This window comes from Sphingobacterium spiritivorum ATCC 33861, from assembly GCF_000143765.1.
GTDB lineage: Bacteria > Bacteroidota > Bacteroidia > Sphingobacteriales > Sphingobacteriaceae > Sphingobacterium > Sphingobacterium spiritivorum.
In genome coordinates, this window is record NZ_GL379770.1 from 1722612 (window position 1) to 1743724 (window position 21113).

18 protein-coding genes and 2 tRNA genes are annotated in these 21113 nt (G+C 39.4%); 11 read left to right on the forward strand and 9 right to left on the reverse strand.

The window, feature by feature from the left end; all coding sequences use genetic code 11:
• The first annotated feature begins 66 nt into the window (after window positions 1-66).
• Window positions 67-399, forward strand: a complete 333-nt coding sequence (locus HMPREF0766_RS07590; protein ID WP_002995254.1) for a winged helix-turn-helix transcriptional regulator — start codon at window positions 67-69, stop codon at window positions 397-399.
• 116 nt (window positions 400-515) lie between these two features.
• On the opposite strand, the gene icd is transcribed toward HMPREF0766_RS07590, so the two are convergent.
• The 3 genes from icd to HMPREF0766_RS07605 form a co-directional block, all read right to left on the reverse strand.
• Window positions 516-1778 (reverse strand): NADP-dependent isocitrate dehydrogenase, encoded by a 1263-nt coding sequence (icd, locus tag HMPREF0766_RS07595; RefSeq protein ID WP_002995257.1) that lies wholly within the window; start codon window positions 1776-1778, stop codon window positions 516-518.
• Between the two features lie 10 nt (window positions 1779-1788).
• Window positions 1789-3918, reverse strand: coding sequence for a cation:proton antiporter (locus HMPREF0766_RS07600; RefSeq protein ID WP_002995260.1), 2130 nt, complete (start codon window positions 3916-3918; stop codon window positions 1789-1791).
• Between the two features lie 109 nt (window positions 3919-4027).
• Entirely contained in the window at window positions 4028-5248 is a 1221-nt protein-coding gene (locus HMPREF0766_RS07605) for an ABC transporter permease (RefSeq protein WP_002995265.1), read from the reverse strand.
• 93 nt (window positions 5249-5341) lie between these two features.
• Between HMPREF0766_RS07605 and fmt the strand changes: the two genes are divergently transcribed.
• On the forward strand, window positions 5342-6268 hold the full coding sequence (gene fmt, locus HMPREF0766_RS07610; protein ID WP_037460012.1) for a methionyl-tRNA formyltransferase: 927 nt from the start codon (window positions 5342-5344) through the stop codon (window positions 6266-6268).
• Here the strand turns inward: fmt and HMPREF0766_RS22070 are convergent.
• Window positions 6239-6478, reverse strand: a complete 240-nt coding sequence (locus tag HMPREF0766_RS22070; RefSeq protein ID WP_081454834.1) for a helix-turn-helix domain-containing protein — start codon at window positions 6476-6478, stop codon at window positions 6239-6241. The two genes, fmt and HMPREF0766_RS22070, sit on opposite strands and share 30 nt — an antisense overlap.
• A gap of 398 nt (window positions 6479-6876) precedes the next feature.
• On the opposite strand from HMPREF0766_RS22070, the gene HMPREF0766_RS07615 reads away from it, so the two are divergent.
• Window positions 6877-7737: a sigma-70 family RNA polymerase sigma factor gene (locus tag HMPREF0766_RS07615; RefSeq protein WP_002995274.1), complete on the forward strand. Its 861-nt coding sequence runs from the start codon at window positions 6877-6879 to the stop codon at window positions 7735-7737.
• A 74-nt stretch (window positions 7738-7811) separates the two neighbouring features.
• Here the strand turns inward: HMPREF0766_RS07615 and HMPREF0766_RS07620 are convergent, their stop codons facing one another.
• Window positions 7812-10682 carry a M16 family metallopeptidase gene (locus HMPREF0766_RS07620; RefSeq protein WP_002995276.1) on the reverse strand — a complete coding sequence of 957 codons (2871 nt, stop codon included), beginning with the start codon at window positions 10680-10682 and terminating at the stop codon, window positions 7812-7814.
• Between the two features lie 110 nt (window positions 10683-10792).
• Here HMPREF0766_RS07620 and xerD point away from each other — a divergent pair, with 110 nt between their 5' ends.
• From xerD to HMPREF0766_RS07650, 6 genes are all read left to right on the forward strand, one after another.
• The gene (xerD, locus tag HMPREF0766_RS07625; protein WP_002995278.1) at window positions 10793-11686 is read left to right on the forward strand and encodes a site-specific tyrosine recombinase XerD; all 894 of its coding nucleotides are present in this window, start codon (window positions 10793-10795) and stop codon (window positions 11684-11686) included.
• An 89-nt stretch (window positions 11687-11775) separates the two neighbouring features.
• Entirely contained in the window at window positions 11776-12096 is a 321-nt protein-coding gene (locus HMPREF0766_RS07630) for a hypothetical protein (RefSeq protein WP_236590504.1), read from the forward strand.
• A 235-nt stretch (window positions 12097-12331) separates the two neighbouring features.
• Window positions 12332-14662 carry a TonB-dependent receptor gene (locus HMPREF0766_RS07635; RefSeq protein WP_002995283.1) on the forward strand — a complete coding sequence of 777 codons (2331 nt, stop codon included), beginning with the start codon at window positions 12332-12334 and terminating at the stop codon, window positions 14660-14662.
• A 60-nt stretch (window positions 14663-14722) separates the two neighbouring features.
• Window positions 14723-15361: a hypothetical protein gene (locus tag HMPREF0766_RS07640; RefSeq protein WP_002995286.1), complete on the forward strand. Its 639-nt coding sequence runs from the start codon at window positions 14723-14725 to the stop codon at window positions 15359-15361.
• Between the two features lie 170 nt (window positions 15362-15531).
• Window positions 15532-15603 (forward strand) — tRNA-Arg (locus tag HMPREF0766_RS07645).
• A 154-nt stretch (window positions 15604-15757) separates the two neighbouring features.
• A complete protein-coding gene (locus HMPREF0766_RS07650) occupies window positions 15758-16690 on the forward strand; it encodes an NAD-dependent epimerase/dehydratase family protein (protein WP_002995288.1) in 933 nt (310 codons plus the stop codon).
• A 270-nt stretch (window positions 16691-16960) separates the two neighbouring features.
• On the opposite strand, the gene rpsU is transcribed toward HMPREF0766_RS07650, so the two are convergent.
• The gene (gene rpsU / locus HMPREF0766_RS07655) at window positions 16961-17152 is read right to left on the reverse strand and encodes a 30S ribosomal protein S21 (protein ID WP_002995293.1); all 192 of its coding nucleotides are present in this window, start codon (window positions 17150-17152) and stop codon (window positions 16961-16963) included.
• A gap of 119 nt (window positions 17153-17271) precedes the next feature.
• A complete protein-coding gene (locus HMPREF0766_RS07660) occupies window positions 17272-17949 on the reverse strand; it encodes an HAD family hydrolase (RefSeq protein WP_002995296.1) in 678 nt (225 codons plus the stop codon).
• A gap of 42 nt (window positions 17950-17991) precedes the next feature.
• Between HMPREF0766_RS07660 and HMPREF0766_RS07665 the strand changes: the two genes are divergently transcribed.
• Window positions 17992-18065 (forward strand) — tRNA-Ile (locus tag HMPREF0766_RS07665).
• A 235-nt stretch (window positions 18066-18300) separates the two neighbouring features.
• Here HMPREF0766_RS07665 and HMPREF0766_RS07670 read toward each other — a convergent pair.
• Together HMPREF0766_RS07670 and HMPREF0766_RS07675 are read right to left on the reverse strand one after the other, a co-directional pair.
• Window positions 18301-18702, reverse strand: a complete 402-nt coding sequence (locus HMPREF0766_RS07670; RefSeq protein WP_002995298.1) for a hypothetical protein — start codon at window positions 18700-18702, stop codon at window positions 18301-18303.
• A 23-nt stretch (window positions 18703-18725) separates the two neighbouring features.
• On the reverse strand, window positions 18726-20018 hold the full coding sequence (locus HMPREF0766_RS07675) for a hypothetical protein (RefSeq protein WP_002995300.1): 1293 nt from the start codon (window positions 20016-20018) through the stop codon (window positions 18726-18728).
• A 317-nt stretch (window positions 20019-20335) separates the two neighbouring features.
• Between HMPREF0766_RS07675 and HMPREF0766_RS07680 the strand changes: the two genes are divergently transcribed.
• Complete coding sequence (locus HMPREF0766_RS07680) at window positions 20336-20776, forward strand: hypothetical protein (RefSeq protein WP_002995303.1); 441 nt, start codon at window positions 20336-20338, stop codon at window positions 20774-20776.
• Window positions 20777-21113: the final 337 nt, after the last annotated feature.

The following is a 21113-nucleotide window of genomic DNA, read 5'->3' on the forward strand; positions in this document are numbered from 1 at the left end:
AGCCTTTTGATGAGTCAAAGTTAAATCCTAATTTGTGTCTCTAAAAGAACTTACAAAATTGTTAGTATGCGTAAAGAGTCATCCGCTAATCTGGAAAATGAAACAATTCTGAGAGACTATTGTCAGGCTATGAGAACTCTGCAGCTCTTTAGTGGAAGATGGAAAATATCAATTCTTTTTGCAATACACAACACCGTAAAGACGTATACTGAACTCAGATCTATGTTGCCTAATGTCAGTGATCGTATGCTTGCCAAACAACTGAATGAATTGATTAAGGATCGCTTAATTGAAAAAGAAAAGAACAAAACGACTTCTTCTTACAGTCTTACTTTACGTGGTCAAAATATCTGTAAGCTACTGGAGCAATTACGCACTTTTGAGGATGAAAAATCTTAGTTCTGCTCAGCGAAAGCCAGTCTTATAAAATGCAAATAAGCCCTCCTAACTTTTTTTGGAGGGCTTATTTACAGAATTCAGAATACTTTATTTAATATTAAAGGTTCTTATAATATTTATAATTTCTCAATAATCTTATCAGCAAATTCACTGGTTTTGACCAACGTTGCATCTGTCATCAGATTATAGAAATCAACTGTAACGGTTTTTTCGCGTATAGTTTGTGAAAGTGCCTGAACAATTGCATCTGCAGCTTCCTGCCAGCCCATATACTCCAGCATCATGACTCCGCTTAGTATTACAGAAGAAGGATTCATCGTGTTGGTATTTGCAAATCTCGGTGCAGTTCCATGTGTCGCTTCGAATACAGCATGACCTGTGGCATAATTTATATTTGCTCCGGGCGCTATACCAATTCCGCCTACGATAGCTGCTAATGCATCAGAGATATAATCTCCATTCAGATTAAGAGTGGCTACTACAGCATAATCTCTCGGATTCAGCAGAATCTGCTGTAAAAAATTATCTGCAATGACATCTTTTATAATGATCTTGCCTGCTGCTTCGGCAGCTTTTTGCTCCTCATTGGCTGCCTGTTCTCCTTTTTCAGCTTTTGTACGCTCCCACTGTCCCCAGGTGTATGTCTGGGCCGCAAACTCTTTTTCAGCTACTTCGTACCCCCAGTTTTTGAATGCACCTTCGGTATATTTCATAATATTACCCTTGTGTACCAGAGCAACAGATTTACGGTTTTGTTCAATAGCAAAATTAATGGCTGCACGGATCAGGCGTTTGGAGCCTTCTTCAGAGACCAGCTTAATGCCTACACCAGTGGTATCCGAAAAATTATAGTCTACCTCAAGTTGAGTTTTTAAATAGTCCTGTATTTTATGTGCTTCCGGTGTTCCAGCTGCAAATTCGATTCCTGCATAGATATCCTCTGTATTTTCACGGAAGATAACCATGTCTACATATTCCGGATGTTTGACGGGTGAAGGGACACCTTCGTACCATTTGGTCGGTCTCTGACAAACATACAGATCCAGATCTTTTCGAAGAGCGACATTCAGAGAGCGTATCCCTCCACCTACAGGTGTGGTGAGCGGGCCTTTGATCCCGACCAGATATTCTCTGAGGGTATTCAGTGTCTCTTCAGGAAGCCATTCTCCTGTCTGCTCAAATGCTTTTTCACCGGCAAGTACTTCTTTCCACCCGATCTGTCTCTGACCTGAATATGCTTTGGCTATGGCGTTGTCAAATACACGAACTGCCGCTTTCCATATATCCGGACCGATACCATCTCCGATAATAAATGGAATAACAGGTTTGTCCGGAACTTGTAACTGGCCTTTCGGGTCTTTAGTGATTTTACTACTCATGTGCTTTCGTTTATATTTTGTCTTTACTGAACATATTACCGATCTCCCGACTCAGTTTGCGGAAAATTGGAGCAGCTTTTACATCCTCATAGGCATCGATATGCTCATTAGGTAATCTGCTCGGAAATATGAGTATCAAATTTCGTTCCTTATAGTACCTGCCAATACGTTTTGCGAGTCCATCGAGCGAATCTCTGTAAGATACTTCGCCGGAACGGGAGGAAACAAATGCCAGTAATGCATTCTCTTCAGCATATGCAGATAATCCGTAGATGTTGTCCCAGTCTTCATAATTTTCATAAGAAACAGGTACACTTACAGACTCCTCTTCCAGGTATTTTTCGACTTCAAGCTGAGTACGTGAATTACAAACAAACTTCATAGGTATAGATAGCTCCTGTGCGAGTTTTAGCATTTTTTCCATCCAATACCCAAATCCGAGTTCTGATTCTGCAAGTGAGGGTACAAAGCAAATAATGGATTTGTGGGAAATAAAAGGTTTATCAAATCTGCACATAAAAAGATTTGCATCTGTGCGGTTGAGAATACTCTCGGTCTTCTCTCCTACTATTTTTTCCACAAAACTTGTTTCCTGCGGCCATCCCAGTATCAGGCAGTTCGCCATGATTTCCTGTGCGGTATGGCTTATCCCTGAAGCAATATTGATGTCTACAGGAGCCATAATTTCGACTTCAGTCTCTGAACCGGAAGCGTATTTAACTGTATTATCCAGATTTTTACGTGCTGTAGCCATGTTCTTTTCAGCCTGAAAATCATCTTTCACGACAGATACTACGCTGATCGGATGAGGTGATTTTTTACTTTTGATCAATGTCGCAAAGTCCAGAATAGGTTCCATATTACTCAGATTAGCTATCGGGATCATCAGTTGTTCGTCTTTCTCGTTCACTTCAGAGTAGTGATGCTCATCCTGATCTCCGGCCATAATCATCTTTTTAGATGCATTTTCTGTCACAATAGTGGAAATAATACAAGTGACAAGGATCAGTAAAATAGTGCCGTTCAGCACATTATCATCGATAAGTCCGTTGCGATGTCCTACCATAATAACGGCAAGTGTAGCTGCAGCGTGTGCGCTACTGAGGCCAAAGATAACATTGCGCTGCTGTTTGCTGTATTTGAAGACCAATTGGGTGATCCAGGCTGCCAGATATTTACCGGCTACTGCAACTATAGTCAATGTAAACGCTACGATAAGTGCTGTAGGACCATGCGTCAATACACTCACATCGACGATCATTCCCACACTGATCAGGAAAAAAGGAATGAAAATAGCATTCCCGATGAATTCAATTCGATTCATCAATGCCGAAGAATGCGGAATCAGCTTGTTAAGCGCCAGACCCGCCACAAAGGCTCCGATAATAGGTTCCAGGCCAGCCATCTCAGCCATAAAGGCTGCAAAAAATACAACGGCTAATACAAAAATATAATTGGCTGTTTTCTCGCTTTCGACCTTTTCAAAAAACCATTTGGCAATACGTGGAATGATACCAAACATAATAAACAGAAAGACAGCAAAGGAAACACCTAATGTAACCCAGAATTCCTGATTGATGGTGCCTTGAGTGGCACCTGAAATAACTGCCAGAATAATCAATACTGCCGTATCGGTCAGAATGGTACCGCCTATGGTGATCGCTACTGCCTCGTTCTTGGAGATTCCGTAACTGTTGACAATAGGATATGAAACCAATGTATGTGTGGCAAACATACTGGCAATCAGCAAGCTCGAAAGGATGCCGTAACCCAGAATATAATGACAGACAGGAAAGCCTATGGCAATCGGAATTATAAAGGTGAAAAAGCCAAACCAGATACTTTTATGTTTGGTTTTCTTAAACTCGTTCATATCCAGTTCCAGCCCAGCAATAAACATGATATAAAGCAGACCAATTGTAGAAAAAAGATCTACTGCAGAGTTCTTTTCTAACCAGTTTAATCCGTGGGGGCCGATAACGACTCCGGAAATAATCAGGCCTATGATTCCGGGGATCCGTATGGGACGCAATAAAATCGGGGACAGCAGAATAATAAAAAGAACAAGGGCAAAAATAAGGACAGGACTTTTGAGGGGAGCCTCAAAGGCGTGTTGTAAATGTTCCAGGGTTTTGTTCATAAAAAGTTTCTTGCGTGATTACTTTTAATACATGATTAAACATGAATTGTTTCAAAAATATAAAAAACAACGGGAAACCGGGAGAAAACTTAGTCTTATGACACTGGTTTTATTTAAACTGGATTGCTTTGATCGGGCTGATCTTAGTGATCAGCATAGAGGGTACAAATAGGGAGATCATAGCAATTATAATCAAAGCAAGATTGAGTCCGGCTATATCATACCAGAAAATCTTGACAGGCACATAAGAGATATAATATGTGCTTTCATCCAGTTTGAAAAAGCGGGTCTTTTCCTGAAAATAAAACAATCCTAAAGCGAGTGCATTACCGATAAGAAGTCCCAATCCTATAATGTACAGTGCATTATACATAAAGACCCTCTTAATTCCCCTGTTGTTGAATCCTAAAGCTTTCAGTATACCAATCATAGATGTTCTTTCCAGAATACTGATCAGCAGTGACGAAATCATATTGATAACAGCAACGATCACCATGAGTACAAATATGATATTTGCGTTCATATCCAGCATATTGAGCCATTCGAAGATGTCCGGCATTTGTTCCACAATATTCCGGGCATTCAAATCTATCGGCAGGTGATCATTTACCTGCTCTGTAGTCGGTACAAGTTTTTCAAAATCACGAACCCTTATTTCATATCCTCCTGCTTCCTGATCATCCAGGTTATTGAGTCTTCTGATAAGAGATAAAGCTCCTACTACGTACACCTTATCCAATTCCTGTGATCCCGTATTGAAGATACCCTTTACCACAAACTTGCGTTTACGTACAGGTTCCTGTACAAAATACATGATAAAATCGTCTCCCAGTTTGAGACGCATCCGTTTGGCAAAGTAAGAAGATATCAGGATTTGTGTATTTGCTCCGTTTTCGGCATTGAAGTCTATTGTATCACCCTCCACAATAGTTTTGGACAGATAACGCTGATCATAAGTCGAATCGACACCTTTTAACAGTACTCCTTCGACTTCACCGTTTACATTCATAATGCCTGCCTTGGTAGCGAAAGGATAAATAGACTGCACATTAGGTGATGTACGTATGGCATCCATACGCGCCTTACTCAGAGACATAGGCGTATTCTCGTATGAACTGTTCAAGTCTTGTTTGGTAACCAGTATATCCCCGAAAAAGCCGCGTTGCTTCTCGGTGATTTCATCTTTAAATCCTCTGAGTACAGCGACAGATAAGATCATAGCTGCTATCGCCAATACAAAAGCGCTGACTGTTACACGCACAATCAGCTTAGAGAAAGTACGCTTTCCTAAAAAAGTAATTCGCTGAGCAAGGAAGTAAGGAAAATTCAAGCCTGATTAATATAATTTGTACCTTCGCAAAGGTAATCATTTTTGTCATTCGGCATAGAAAGAGAATTTTTTAACATTAATCAGTATTTAGAGATGCGTATCATTTTTATGGGAACTCCGGATTTTGCAGTAGCTTCATTAAAGGCTTTGCTGGACTCGGGTGAAAATGTTGTTGCGGTGGTGACCGTACCGGATAAACCCGCTGGCAGAGGTCAGAAACTTCATGAGTCTGCGGTCAAAAAATTTGCAGTGGAACATCAGATACCGGTATTACAGCCGGTCAGATTAAAGGATCCTGAATTTCTGAAAGAATTAAAGGCGTTCAATGCTGATCTGCAGGTGGTCGTAGCTTTCCGTATGCTTCCTGAGCTGGTGTGGGATATGCCTGCTAAAGGAACTATCAATGTTCACGGTTCCCTTCTTCCTCAATACCGTGGTGCGGCACCTATCAATCATGCAATTATTAACGGGGAAGAGAAGACAGGTGTAACGACTTTCTTACTGCAGCATGAAATAGATACCGGAAACATTCTTTTCAAAGGTGAAGTTCCAATTACGGAAAATGATAATGCCGGAACGATTCATGATAAGCTGATGCACAAAGGTGCAGAAGTGTTATTGCAAACGATTAAAGCCATGAAAGCAGATTCACTTACTCCTGTTCCGCAGGATACGCTGATCGAAGGCACAACACTTAAACATGCACCAAAGATATTTAAAGAAGATTGTCTGATTAATTGGGATAAGAGTACGGCTACTGTATTCAACCTGATAAGAGGTCTCAGTCCCTACCCTGCAGCTTTCACCTACCTGGATGGCAAAGTACTCAAGATATATGAAGTCCAAAAAGAAATTGCAAAGCCTGACATTCAGGCAGGTCGGTATGTGACAGATGGAAAAACTTATCTGAAATACGCAACTCAGGACGGATACATCCATCTGAAAGCCCTGCAGATTGAGGGGAAGAAGCGTATGTTGACGGATGAGTTCTTACGTGGCTATCGCTTTGCCTCTAGCTGACACAGGCTGCTCTGTATATTCAAGAATATCTCCTGGCTGACAGTCCAAAGCTTTACATATTGCTGACAGCGTATGAAGACGAATTGCTCTGCATTTTCCGTTTTTGATAATAGAGAGGTTTGACAAGGTGATACCGACCATATTGCTCAGTTCACTTAGGGATACTTTTCGTTGGGACATTATGTCATCCAAATGTATAATAATTGGCATAAGTGATGATGTATTTATAGGGGATGATTAACAATTTTGGTTCAATTTACTTTTTTAAAACAACTTTTATGAAAAATTGTTTGGTTATTGACTGGATTTTAAAAATTGTAATTTGTCAGTTAGGGAGATTAGTTGTTGCTTTTTAACAAATATTTAAGTAATTATTAATTGTTTGTTTATCAGCTTTTTATATAAAAATATAAATTATATTGAATAGTCAAACGCTGAAGTATAGATTATTTGTATAATACTGGAACAGTTTTTGATGTTATAAAATCACCTCACGCTATGTCATAACTAACTAATAATGAGTAGATAATTTACATTTAACTCATGTTTTTAAGCATTTTTTTTGTATTTTTGCAAACATTTCAGCCAGAAAGGTATTATAATATTCAATGAGACAGCTCAAAATTACACAATCGATTACCAACCGTGAATCACAGTCATTAGACAAATACCTTCACGAGATTGGTAAAGTAGACTTAATCACCGCAGAAGAAGAAGTGATCCTTGCTCAACGTATACGTGAGGGCGATCAGGTCGCTTTGGAAAAATTAACGAAAACAAATTTACGTTTCGTAGTTTCCGTTGCAAAACAGTATCAGAATCAAGGTTTGACCTTAGGAGATTTAATCAATGAAGGTAACCTCGGACTTATTAAAGCAGCTAAACGTTTTGACGAAACCAAGGGATTTAAATTTATTTCGTATGCTGTATGGTGGATTCGTCAATCGATCTTACAAGCTATCGCCGAACAGTCACGTATCGTTCGTTTACCTTTAAACCAGGTTGGTTCTTTAAGCAAGATCAGCAAGGCTTTCTCCAAACTGGAGCAGGAATACGAGCGTGAACCATCGCCTGAAGAATTAGCTGATATCCTCGAAACAACAGTTGACAAGGTATCTGACACATTGAGCAATTCCGGAAGACATGTATCCATGGATGCACCTTTTGTGCAAGGGGAAGAAAACACCCTGTTGGACGTATTGGAAAATCATGATCCGGACACTGACAGCTCTCTGATCGATGAGTCTCTGTCAGAGGAAATTAAGCGTTCACTGGCAACATTGACAGAAAGAGAACGTGAAATTATTGTTCTTTTCTTCGGATTAGGTTCTAATCATCAATTATCTCTGGAAGAGATCGGCGAAAAATTTAATCTAACTCGTGAGCGTGTTCGTCAAATTAAGGACAAAGCGTTACAGCGCTTACGTCACACTTCACGAAGCAAAATTTTGAAATCATATTTAGGTTAATAATCTAATATAGCATTATCAAAAAAAGCTCAACCGATTACGGTTGAGCTTTTTGCTTTTCGGATACGGCCTCTTTATTTGGCAGCAGGCTGATCCGGCATCAGGATAAATCTGAATAAACGATCTTCTTTCAGATATTTATCAGCTACTGCTTTTACAGATTCGACCGTCACCTTATTGAGGTCGTCCATGTATTTCAGGATATGCGTAGCGTCTTCCTGATTCTGAGCCGAATTGACAATATGTCCCAGCCAGAAACCATTCTCCCGCAACTGTACTTCCAGCTGACGCTTTTGCTCAATCACAAATTTTTCAAGATCCACTTTCGTAGGTCCGTTTTTCTTGATTTTGTTGATCTCATCCAATGTGGAAGCAATTAACGGCTGTGCCTTATCTACTGCAGACCCGAAGCCGATACTGAAACTGTATCTTGGTTTTGGAAATTTACGGTAATTAGCTCCTGCCCCTACTCCGTATACACCGCTTTCATCTTCACGAAGACGCTCGATCAGTGTGATGTTCAGAATGCTTTCCAAGGCATCCAGATTCATATTTTCCTCCTCTGAGTATGCGTAATCTCCATAGTATGCCAGCTGTACAGTAGCTTTTTGCTCTTTACCTTTGTTGACTACAGTCTCTACACCTTTGGCCGGCTCCTGAATTCCCAGATCTTTGGCTTTCTCCTGACGGTTTTTAGACGGTAGTGAGGCTATGTATTCTTCGAGAAGTGGTTTGATCTCTTCTTCAGTAAATGAACCTACAATAGTAAAGGTGAAATCTGATGCGTCTGCAAATCGATCTTTGTAGATCTCGAGTGCCCTGTCTTTATTGATCTGTTGTATGGATTCTTTTGAAGCGGGCTGACGACGGATATTATTGCCGTATAAGGTGCTGAATACACTTTTTCTAAAGACAAAATTAGGATCATTTTCCATGTTTGCGATAGAAGAAAGAGATTTGGTAATGTTGCTCTGGAAAACATCATCATCTAATCTTGGTTCTGTAAAGTAGCCATACAATAATTCAAACATCGTTTTCAAACCTTCTTTGTCAGATTGTCCGCTGAATCCTTCAGATCGCTCACTGATATAAGGCGTGATACCTACACGCTTGCCGGTAAGGTATTTTTGTAATTCTACGTTGTTCAGTTGTCCGACACCGCTGGCATCGACCAGTCCGGCTGCATTAGAAGCGGAATTGTAATCTGCATCTGCATAAAGGGACGTTCCTCCCGGGCTGAATGCTGAAATCAGAATTTCATCATTTTTAAATGTAGTAGGTTTCAGTAATACTTTTACGCCATTACTCAGTACCAGTTCTTTTACACCTATCGTATTTGCTGCCCCTTCCTTAACTATACTTCCCTTTACAGGTTGCTTCGCTAATAAAGGCAGTTTGGAAACTTTGTCTTCGTACGCTGTGATCTCTTCTTTGTCCACTTCAGCAAACCAGGTATTGATCTTCGCTTCATCCGGCAGATTTGCTTTTTGATTTTCCGGCGCCAGTATCAGTACATCGCGGTTGTTGTCTACATAATACTTCTGGCCGATCTGTTCTACCTCTTTTAGCGTCAGAGAAGGCAGGAGCTGGTTAGTGAGCTGATAACGGTATTCGTTACTTAATGCAGGGTCTTTTTCAAGAAAATAATTCATATACCCCTGTACATAACTTTCTGATTTCTTTTTATCACGCTCGGTATAAGCTGTCTCGTTATTTTTACGGATAGAAGAAATGACACGATCGAATTCGGTTTGTGTAAATCCGAATTTCTGAATTCTATCCATCTCACGAACCAGGGTTTTGAATCCGTTTTCAAATTCGCCTGGCTTGGCTACAAAGTACAGTCCCAGATTATCCAGCCCTCCGAGAAACTCTTCAACACCTCCACCGGCCTGAATAAACGGAGGATTAGATTGCTGTAGTATTTCACTCATACGGGCATTAATCATTCCATTATAGACCGATTTAAGCAATGCTCTGCGGTAATCTCCGACTGTTTCTGTTTTTTCTTCCGGATGTTTAATAATAATCTGTCCGACTGTATATGACATTTCAGGATCTGTAACAGCCATAAACTGATTTTTATTAGCCAGATCTACCTTATATTTTACATGAGGTCTTGGTTTTGCCGGAGCTTTCAGATCTGAAAATAACCGGATCACCTCAGCTTCCATTTGTTTAACGTCAATATCCCCTACAATTATGATAGACTGCAGATCTGGTCTGTACCAGTCTTTATGGAATTGGCGCAAGACCTCCGGTTTAAATGTAGAAATACTTTTTTCCGTTCCGATAGGCAGGCGGTTTGCATAGTGTGAATTGTTGAGCAAAAGCGGAAGATACTGATCCCGCATACGCTGTTGTGCTCCTTTGCCGCCACGCATTTCTTCCAGTACGATACCGCGTTCTTTGTCTATCTCTTCTGTGGTCAATAGCGCATCCTGTGCCCAGTCTCTCATGACCTGCAATCCGTTTTTCAATAATTCGGGATCATCAGAAGGAATAGGAAGTTGATATATCGTTTCGTCAAAGCTGGTATATGCATTGAGATCACTTCCAAAACGTACTCCTGCTTTCTGCAGATAATCGACTAATGCATTCTTTGGAAAATGTTTTAATCCGTTAAAATTCATATGTTCCAGAAAGTGAGCCAATCCCAGCTGTTCTTCTGACTCCAGTACTGACCCGACTTTATTTGCCAGATACATGACCACTCTTTTCTCCGGCTCCGTATTTTTGCGTATAAAATACTGGAATCCGTTTTTTAACTTGCCTGTAAGCACTTCATTATCTAAAGGCAGTTTGGTATTCCAGGATATACTGTCAGTCGCTAAAATCTGACGTGCTTCCGGATGAATGTTTGTGGGGGGATTATTAGCGGCATGCGCCAATGAAAAAGTTGCCGGCAGTAGAAATGCCAGGGCAATAGGTTTTAATAATTTCATAATACGAGTAGAGTGACTAAATTAAGTTATGTAAAGTTCGCAGTGAAGTTAATATATTTTCTTTATCTATCTGATATTATTACGGGATTTTATTTACTATTGTACAGGATATGGAATGGGAAATTAATAAGAAGGATTTTAAACGTTATTTACAACTGGAGAGAGGTCTTGCTCCCCACTCTATTGAAGCATATCTGAATGATATCTCCAAGTTGGAAGTATTCTGCACCAATCAACAGCTTACTGTAAACCAATTGTCTGTTGATCATTTACAGGAGTTTCTCGTCTGGCTGAATACGTTTAATATTTCTCCTTATACCCAATCCCGTCTTATTTCGGGGCTGAAGGCTTTTTTCGGATACCTTCAACTCGAAGGACTCATAACCAAAAATCCTGCTGAATTGATTCAATCTCCGCGATTGAGCAGAAAGATTCCTGTAGTCCTGAATATCGAAGAGATTGATCAGCTGATCGGCGCACTGGACCTGAGTACGACAGATGGCATGCGCAACAAAGCAATTCTTGAAATATTATACGGTTGTGGGCTTCGGGTTTCTGAATTAGTGAATCTTCGGATATCTAACCTCTTTCTGCATATAGATTTTATTAAAGTAGAAGGAAAAGGAAATAAAGAGCGATTGATTCCTATCGGACAGCACGCTATAAAATACCTGAATATTTATTTGAATGAGATACGGGTACAGCAACCTGTAAAAGCAGGATTTGAAGATTATGTATTTCTCAATAAGCGGGGCACTTCGCTTTCCAGGGTTATGATATTCTTAATTATCAAAGACCTGGCTGCCAAGACAGGTCTTCAGAAAGAAATCAGCCCACATACATTCAGGCATAGTTTTGCTTCTCATCTGGTAGAAGGAGGTGCAGACCTTCGTGCTGTGCAGGATATGCTGGGGCATGAAAGTATAACGACGACAGAGATTTATACACATATTGACCGGGATTATCTGCATGCTGTCATCACACAATATCATCCCAGATCGTAAAATAAACAAAACAAATGCAACATTGTTTAATTAAACTTGCAACCTAGTTGTATTTGATGTATTTTTGCATATAGAATTACAAAATTGTATTGAATAGTCGCAAGTACATAACCCGATATTGCACGCTTTTAGCAGCGTTGTTGCTTGCTTTTTTCTATTCGGTACAATATACCCACACCCATCATCATGCTGCTCATGCCCAGGGGAATTCTTCCCCGGCTAAGGATTCAGCCACAGAATGTGCTATCTGTCATATTATACATACGGATCGCACCATCTTACCGCTGTCTCCTGAATTGACACTATCTGTACCGGAGCATCCTGTCAACAGGCTCGTACAGGATAAGCTGGCTTTCAGAATACCTAAAGGCTTTGATGCACTTAAATCCAACAAGGACCCTCCTTGTTAGGCAAATCCCTTTTTAACATACATTTTGCGGGCAAATCTGTCTATGATTTTTTAATAGCATTCTCCTTTAAGGAGTGTTGCTCATAGCATTTGTCAGCTCATTCAAGAATATCATCACACAGCTAGCCTGACAGGTTGCAGTCTGTAGCGTAGATGTATCCGTTTGATTCATTTTGTTACGCTGTGACCTGTACTAGGCACATGTGGATGTCCATTGTCATTGATTCCATTTTTAAATGATTAAAAGAGTAATCGCTATATTACTATTGTGTACAGCTTATTCGCTGTCCTTTGCCCAGACTTCTTGTCCGTATATTTGGACAGGACAAATTCAGTCTGCTGCAACCAAACTTCCTGTTGCCAATGCAACAGTGATCCTGCAGCCTGCCGGCAGATCTGTTATGACGGATGCCAAAGGGTATTACCGTTTGACTTCTGTCTGTGCAGGTACGTATACCCTGCATATCAGTTCTGTAGGATATGAGGCCTTTCAGTCTGATCAGATTGTCTTATCTAAAGATAAATCTCAGGACTTTACGCTCAGACCCTCCAATATTCATCTGGATGACGTGGAAGTGGTTGGAGTATCGAATACAGCGCTTTCAGGTAGCAAGCACCGCCTTTCGGCTCAGGATCTTTCTGAAACTAAGGGAAAGCTTTTAGGAGATGCTTTGAGCAGGATAGCCGGTGTGACGACGCTAAGTACAGGAAGCTCGATTGTGAAGCCGGTAATCAATGGATTGCACAGCAACAGGATACTTGTTCTCAACAACGGGATAAGACAGGAAGGACAGCAATGGGGATCGGAACATGCTCCGGAGATCGATCCGTTTACAGCTGATAAAATCGAAGTGATTAAAGGCGCACAGGCTGTAAGGTATGGTGCTGATGCGCTTGGGGGCGTAGTCGTGACTACTCCTGCTACACTGGATTATAACAAGGTGTTCGGCGGACGACTGGATCTTGTAGGGGAAAGCAACGGACGGGGCGGTACTACCTCGGCAATGCTGGAAGGCAATACAAAAGCACTTCCTGATCTGGCCTGGCGTGTACAGGCTTCGGGAAAGAAACTGGGCAATATCCGTACAGCATCGTACTACCTGGGCAATACCGGTGTGGAAGAGCTTAATTTCTCCGGCCAGTTACAATACCGTCTGAAGTCCGGACATATCGAAACTTACTTCAGCCGATTCGGAACTAATCTGGGAATATTTCGCGGAGCCCATGTCGGAACACGTGAAGATATTTATACCATTATCGAGAATGGAAGGCCACTTGATCAGTATGATTTCTCTTATACCATAGAAGCGCCACGTCAGCAGGTGACTCATGATCTGGCAAAAGTGAAATGGCAGCAACAATTATCTGCATCCGGTACAATGGAGGTACAATATGGTTATCAGCGCAATCACCGCAGGGAATACGATCTGCGCCGTGTGGAGGCTGATGATCTTCCTATGGCTGATATGTCCCTGACCACTCAGTCGCTGGATGTGCTATACCGTACACCTGCCATTCAGTTCGGACTTAACGGGGTTATTCAGATCAACAACAATAAGCCGGGTACAGGTACTACGCCGATTATTCCGAATTATGATAATCATAGCATAGGTGTATTCGGACTTACACAGTTTCATCATAATTCTTATCACTTTGAAGTTGGATTGCGTTATGATTACCGCTACTTTGATGCGGCAGGTTATCGCTATGACTACCGGAATCCGAATGCTGATGGTACGATCAATCAAAAGCTGTACTCCGGTACCCGGACATTTCACAATGTATCCGGGACTGCCGGACTGTTGTATCATATTACGCCATCTCTTAACTGGAAGAGTAATATAGGTCTGGCCTGGAGAGCACCTTCAGCTAATGAGCTGTACAGTGATGGTCTGCATCACGGAAGTGGTATTTATGAAGTCGGTAATCCGGACATGAAGAGTGAAAAAGGAGTAAAATGGGTGAATAGCCTGCTTTATAATCCCGGTAAAATAGATATTAATATGGATATCTATGCACAGTATATCTATGATTATATCTATGCTGTACCTAATCCGGACTCTGTCAGACAAACGATACGTGGTACTTTTCCGGTTTATAGTTACCAGCAGCATAATGCCTTTTTCTATGGGGTGGACATCAAAGGATCTTATCAGATTTCTGATTACTGGCAATATGATCTGGCATTCTCTGCTGTGAGGGCTAAAAATACTTCTTTGAACACTTATCTACCCTTTATCCCTTCAGACAGAGTCACACAGAGTATACAATGGAATCTGACATCCGCAAAATGGGCGCAAAAACCGTATGTTAAATTAAGCCACCGTTATGTGGCCCGGCAGGATCGCTTTGAAGCAGACATGGATTATGTCGCTCCTCCCCCTGCCTATCACCTGGTGGATCTGTACACAGGCGCGAATTGGGCTATTGGAAAACAACAGCTGCACCTCACGCTTTCTGCAGAAAACCTGATGAATAAGTTATACAAGGATTATATGGATACCTTCCGGTACTATGCCCACAGAGCAGGACGGAATATCTCTTTCCGTGTAGCTTATCAATTTTAATACACTTGTCTGATCATTCCGTACAAGTGCTGACTTTTTATTAAATAAACATTTAACAACATGAAAAAACTTAATCATTATCTGTTCGTATTACTTTTCTCTGCATCTTTTGTAGCTCTTCAATCTTGTTCTAAGGATGATCCGGTTCCTGAGGATGATCAGGAAGAAGTGGGTGGGGTGACGTTAACCTTTACTGAAGTAGAACGTGAAGCACACGGGGATCACTATCATTATAATGATATTACGGGAGCTGAAACAGAGACTGTCTCTTTCAGTGGTAATCCACTATTACCACCTGTAGGAGCACATCTGGATCTGGAAGAAGGCAAAACATACCGTTTGAGTATGGTCGCTAAAGATTTTGCAGGCCGTGAGACACAGCAAACTTTTGTGGAAAGGGATGATATCCATCAGGTTTTCTTACTGGGAGCACCGGCAGGAACATTAGAATACGTATATGCGGATCGTAAAGCCGACAATACCAAAGTGAATGTTGGTGTTACCGGATATCTTACGGTGCTGAAAACAGCTGATTCTTTTACATTCCGCTATGTATTGCGTCATCTTAACCCTGGTGCAAAGGCAGGTATTACAGCTGCTGACTGGAATAATGTGAATTTCACTAAATTCTCCGGAGAGAATGATCTGGACCTGAAAGTAAATTTACATCTTATACATGCAGGTGACCACGGTCACTAGAATCATATACATTCAGGCAAATGCCTGATCTGTAAGGATTAGGTAATCACATAACAGGATTATCACTCAGGAGGTTCAGCAAGCTGTTTTTCACAGCCGATGAACCTCCTTTAAAATGTTAAAAAAAATATAGATATTAATCCAAACTTCATTATCTTCGCTTGCGAATTGTTCCCGTAGTTTAATGGATAGAATTACAGATTCCGGTTCTGTCGATGTGGGTTCGACTCCCTCCGGGAACACTTAAGGCTCCAACAAAAGTTGGAGCTTTCTTTTTTTATTCCCTTTATACTCTAACTGAAAAATCCAAAATTTCCGAATATTTTGAAAACTTATTTTTTATTGTTTTGTTGATGGATTAGATTTAATATTAAGCAAATCATATAGAGTAGAATTATGCAGACCATACTTGGTGCAAACGGACAGATAGCAAAAGAGCTGGCAAAAGAGTTACATCGTGCGTACACAACTGATATCAGGCTTGTAAGCCGGAGTCCTAAGAAAGTAAACGATACGGATACTCTGTTTACAGCTGATTTACTGGATAAAGTAAAAGCTGATGAAGCTGTTGCAGGAAGCACTATCGTATATTTCACGTTAGGTTTGCCTATGGATACCCGACTGTGGGAGAATCAGTTCCCTCTCCTAATGCGTAATGTTATTGAAGCTTGTCAGAAGCATAAGACGAAACTCGTATTCTTTGATAATACCTATATGTATCCCCAAAATGGAGCTGTACTTACGGAAGAGAGTGTATTTGAGCCGGTAGGGAGGAAAGGTATGGTGCGAAAAAAAATGGCGGATATGCTGTTGAGCGAAATAGAAGCCGGGCAGATTGAAGCAGTGATATGTCGTGCTCCGGAATTCTACGGTCCTGGAAAAACACAGAGCATTACCAATACATTTATCTTCGATCGCATCAAACAAAACAGAAAGTTATTGGTACTGTTAAAGGATGATACTTTGCGCTCTCTGATCTGGACACCGGATGCCAGCAAAGCTACAGCTCTGATAGGTAATACGCCAGATGCTTACGGCCAAACCTGGCATTTGCCTGTAGATGACAACAGACTGACGTATAAAGCGTTTATTGAACTGGTATCTGATGTATATGCTAAGCCTTTATCCTATTCTGTTGTTCCGAATATAATACTAAAGCTTGGAGCTGTTTTCAACAGAAAAACCCGGGAGATACAGGAATTATTACCCAGGTATGCGTATGATAACATATTCGATTCTGATAAGTTCAAAAAGCGCTTTCCGGATTTTTCAGTAACTTCTTTCAGAGAGGGCATTACACAAATAAAAAAGGAACATCAACAACAGTGAGGTTTTATTTAAATAAGTAAATGTTAACCTTTATCAGCCTTCCTTACTTCAATTCTGGCAACTCTTATTCACCTGTTACAGAAGTATGGGCATCTCTGTTACTTTTAGCTTATGTAATCAACCCTGCTCTCCCAGCTCATTAAATAAAAACATATGTAAATCTCCTCTTCTTCCCTCTTTTATGCTGCATATCAGGAAAGAGAAAAATAGCTCTAAAACAAAAAAAGGTTATCCTTTGTGGGGATAACCTTTTTTATGTTGAAACAATAATTAAACAGTTTCCTGATTTAAAGATTGTTTGTAGATTGCTTTTTTAACCTGAATACGACGGGTAACAGATTTTTTCTCAAAAGCCTGGCGTGAACGAAGTTCTCTTAAAACACCTGTTTTCTCGAATTTCTTCTTGAAACGTTTTAACGCTCTATCCAATGACTCTCCTTCTTTTACATTTACAATGATCATGCTTTCTATATACCTCCTTTCGTAGCTCTTTAATTTTTTTTGTGGTCACAAAGATAGGAAGTTATTCTGCAATAAACGAATTTAATTTAAATATATTTTTGATTCTTCCCGGTTGCTGATCAGTCTATTAATTTTTCACGTTTTAGTAAGGCTGACAGTGTATCAGGCTTGGTCAGCAAAAATGTGTGAAGGCCCAATTTTGCAGCTGTATCAAGGTGTTGGGGACTATCGTCTATAAAAACTGTTTCTTCCGGTTTGAGGTCATGTGTATTCAGTACATATTCGAAGATGTCGGCATTTGGCTTTCGCATTTTCATCAGGTGAGAATAATAATCCTTCTCAAAAAATGAGGTATTATCTTCCAGTTGATATTCCCGCTTCAGATAATCCATTATCCATTGATAATGGATCTCGTTATTATTGCTCAACAGAAACAAACGATACTTTCCTTTCAGCTCCAATAGAAGTTCATGATTTCCTTCCGGCACACCGATCAGCAGTGCATTCCATGCCGCATCAATCTGCTCATCGCTGAGGTAGGGAACATCTGCAGCATCACGAATTCCCTGACGAAAGGCTTCCGCCGTGATTTCTCCCTTTTCAAAGGCATCAAAAAGTGGCGCATGGCCTTTGTGTGCAAAAAACTGATCTACATTTTTGATACCCAGCGCAGTAAAGGCTTCCTGCGCTCTCATAAAGTCGATCATAAAGATCACATTGCCATAATCCAGAATAATATTTTTAACTTTTTGCATACAAAAATTTTGATTTATCGTTACAAATATCGATAATTGCATCGTCAAAACAGAAATAACCGCTGAAAAGACAACAAAAAAACCGCGCCTATAGCTCAGTCGGTTAGAGTAGAAGACTCATAATCTTTTGGTCCCTGGTTCGAGCCCAGGTGGGCGCACAGAAATCCTCACAGCAATGTGGGGATTTTTTGGTTTAGACTACTGATTGTAGTCAGGAACAATAATTATGGGGGTGTAACCTCTAGCTATGTTTTACATAGCTTTTTCTTTAACTTAATGAAGTTTTGTTACGAATACATTACTAACTTCTTGCGTGCTAATTGAAACTAATAATAGATCTTATACCTCAGCATTTGAAAACATTTACCTCTCAAAATACTGACATTTATTATATTATAAAATATTTCTAGGAAGGTGACCAAGATAAAGATTGTAGATGATCAAATTCTTTTTGTGCTCTTTTTTAGGACGAATCTTTATAGCACCCTTATTTAATTTTTCAATCCAGATACTTTCCGGCACCGAATCTTTATGAAATAAGAATAGTTTGGAGTTTTCTGATGAGGCAATAACTTTTCCCGGCAGATCTTTTACATCAGATATATCAATTTTACTGTTATCACGATAATCAAAGAGATTAATCGAAACAGCTATTTTGTCCTTTTCGATATTCTTATCGTACACATTCTTTTTGGTATACCTACCTTGCCAGGCAGGTTTTTTACTTGTTATGCATCCCACCATCAGACCTAAAAACATAATGATACCGATGTACTTTATTTTTGAATTTTTCATATTACGTAGCTGTTTTTATTTTGTTAGTTATTACATTTTTTACCTTTTTGTCCAAGTTTATACTTTTCTATAAGATCCGCCCTTATGTTACTTGGTAAAGTTGTTTTATCAAGTAATTTTTTGTAAACCTCATCTGTGATTTTACTGCCAAAAGTACCGTATAAACCATCTGTAGCAAGGGTTCTGGCTACATTTATATCTGTACCATAATTACGATTTAGATAGCCTGCCATTACATCAATATAACTAGACCACATCACATCATGCTGGCTTACTGCCTGATTAAAATAACCTTTGGTATAAAGATAAGCATGAATAGATTCATGTAAAGTAGTTAAGGCAATGTATTCCTGTGAAGCATTTGGAAGTGTATTTACATTAAGTTCAATATCAACATCCATATAAGGTGAGCCAGATGTATAAGTTGTCTTAGCAATACCAGATGTCAGATCAGGAAGTGCGGTTGTTTCATAAAATCGAAGGTTGACCTTGTCATTTTGTTTGAATACTTCCAGCAGACATTCATTTGTTAAGGAAGCAATATCGTTACTGATGATCTCATCAACAACTTTCTTAAGGCAAGGATTCTCAATATAATTTTCAACGTTTTCATCCTCCTTTTGTTCACCAGTATCACCTCCGCCTACTGGTGGGTTTGTCGGATAGTAATCTCCTGGATTTGGTGGTGGATCATCGTAAATTCCACCGTCTCCATCATCAGTTTCATCCGTATCTGTACAGGAAATCTGATTGAGTTGTCCATTTACATAGGCATAGACACATTTTTTGCCAGATGCGATTGTGACTAATGAACCCATGTTTTTATTATATTTTCCGATAGTAGTTACATAAGTCTGATCCAGATTCTTTATATTTTTCCCTTTATTAAAGGTAGCTATTTTTGTGGTGTTTGACTGAAAGGAAGTAGAGATAATCGTTCCTGAAAAGGAATTTCTTGTTTCTATAGGAATAAAAGTCAGTAGCAAATATCTCCATTCTTTTTGGCCGTTTTTGAATGCTTTAATCCATACCTGATCCCGTAATGAAATGACTGTGTCCCCGAGCGGATAAGTAAGTGCATCCAATACATTCACCTTGATATAAGCTGTATCGGTACTTTTCCATATGAGCTTATTCCAGTTGACTACAGATTTAAAGTTTGGGTTGAGAAAGTAAGGGTTGTTTGCCTCAGGGTTTTGTTGGTAGAAACTCTGTTGCAGATCATCAATACTGATGAGATCATCTGCATCGAACCCATCATTTTTCGCACACGAAAGGACTAGTGTACAAAAAATTAAAAAACAGATTTTTTTCATATTCTAAATAATTTATCGTTAGTGTAATCAGGATTAAAATTAAAGCAAGAAAAAAGATGATCCTACAACCTCAGGTTATATTTTAAAATAATTATGAGGTAGTTTTTCTATTCGTGGTAAGTAGTTTAAATTATGTTACAATATTTTCGTATATTGTAAATTAATAGTAGCAGAAATACTTTTTTGCAGTGTGAAATAAACGTTTTACTCTTTGCTCTTCGATTTTGGAAGCATATCTAGGTAAGCCATATTCCCGAAAGCCTGCAATATCTTTAGTGCCAAATTTCCCGATTATTCTAACAATAAAACCTTTTATCATGAAAACTATACAGCAACTTTTCTTAGGACTATTAGTCCTCTTATTCAATCAAAATGTTTGTTTTGCACAACAACCAAAATTTAAAGTTTATGGCGGCAAAATTATTGTTGGAGATAGAATGTTAGGAAAAATTTATGAGGAAGAATACAAACCTATGATGGACAGCTTGAATAATAACCTTAAAAAAAATCCAAATGATACAACTAGCTTATTTTATGCAGCCATGATAATAAGTGTTTCTAATAATTTTTTTGCCAAACCGTATCAGCGAACAGAAGGTGCCTTGGAGAATTTACTTAAAGCTAAAAATCTAATTGAAAAAGCATCGGGCATGGGGATGCAATCTTTAAATTTTAAAATCCTTAAAGCACAAATTTATCGGGATATAGCATACAGTACACTGGTGACGAATTTTGGATGTTTAGTAAAAAAGAAATAGCAGAAAGAAGAAAGCAATATGAAGACTATAAAAGAATAGCAAACAAGTGTATTGACGAACTAATATTGTTGGATAAGAATAATGCTTATGACTATGAAAAATTACGGGAGAAATATAAGTACCCTATAGATTAATTATTCCGTTGGCTAGCAACTTTCTCTATTTTTTCTGGATATGCTCCGAGCAACCAATTGTAATAAACCCTGCGCTGGCGTCCTATGTATATTTTATAAACCTGTTAAAGAATATTTAAAGTTTCTAAAACCAAGTATTTAGACAATAATAACAATCCAATAATTTTCTTTAAAAAAAAGTAGATATTTTCATCAAAAATACG

Bases quoted from the DNA above. Each gene is read 5' to 3' on its own strand.
- HMPREF0766_RS07590 (WP_002995254.1), top strand. From the start codon at position 67: ATGCGTAAAGAGTCATCCGCTAATCTGGAAAATGAAACAATTCTGAGA.
- icd (WP_002995257.1), bottom strand. From the start codon at position 1,778: ATGAGTAGTAAAATCACTAAAGACCCGAAAGGCCAGTTACAAGTTCCG.
- HMPREF0766_RS07600 (WP_002995260.1), bottom strand. From the start codon at position 3,918: ATGAACAAAACCCTGGAACATTTACAACACGCCTTTGAGGCTCCCCTC.
- fmt (WP_037460012.1), top strand. From the start codon at position 5,342: ATGCGTATCATTTTTATGGGAACTCCGGATTTTGCAGTAGCTTCATTA.
- HMPREF0766_RS22070 (WP_081454834.1), bottom strand. From the start codon at position 6,478: ATGCCAATTATTATACATTTGGATGACATAATGTCCCAACGAAAAGTA.
- HMPREF0766_RS07615 (WP_002995274.1), top strand. From the start codon at position 6,877: ATGAGACAGCTCAAAATTACACAATCGATTACCAACCGTGAATCACAG.
- HMPREF0766_RS07620 (WP_002995276.1), bottom strand. From the start codon at position 10,682: ATGAAATTATTAAAACCTATTGCCCTGGCATTTCTACTGCCGGCAACT.
- xerD (WP_002995278.1), top strand. From the start codon at position 10,793: ATGGAATGGGAAATTAATAAGAAGGATTTTAAACGTTATTTACAACTG.
- HMPREF0766_RS07635 (WP_002995283.1), top strand. From the start codon at position 12,332: ATGATTAAAAGAGTAATCGCTATATTACTATTGTGTACAGCTTATTCG.
- HMPREF0766_RS07640 (WP_002995286.1), top strand. From the start codon at position 14,723: ATGAAAAAACTTAATCATTATCTGTTCGTATTACTTTTCTCTGCATCT.
- HMPREF0766_RS07650 (WP_002995288.1), top strand. From the start codon at position 15,758: ATGCAGACCATACTTGGTGCAAACGGACAGATAGCAAAAGAGCTGGCA.
- rpsU (WP_002995293.1), bottom strand. From the start codon at position 17,152: ATGATCATTGTAAATGTAAAAGAAGGAGAGTCATTGGATAGAGCGTTA.
- HMPREF0766_RS07660 (WP_002995296.1), bottom strand. From the start codon at position 17,949: ATGCAATTATCGATATTTGTAACGATAAATCAAAATTTTTGTATGCAA.
- HMPREF0766_RS07670 (WP_002995298.1), bottom strand. From the start codon at position 18,702: ATGAAAAATTCAAAAATAAAGTACATCGGTATCATTATGTTTTTAGGT.
- HMPREF0766_RS07675 (WP_002995300.1), bottom strand. From the start codon at position 20,018: ATGAAAAAAATCTGTTTTTTAATTTTTTGTACACTAGTCCTTTCGTGT.
- HMPREF0766_RS07680 (WP_002995303.1), top strand. From the start codon at position 20,336: ATGAAAACTATACAGCAACTTTTCTTAGGACTATTAGTCCTCTTATTC.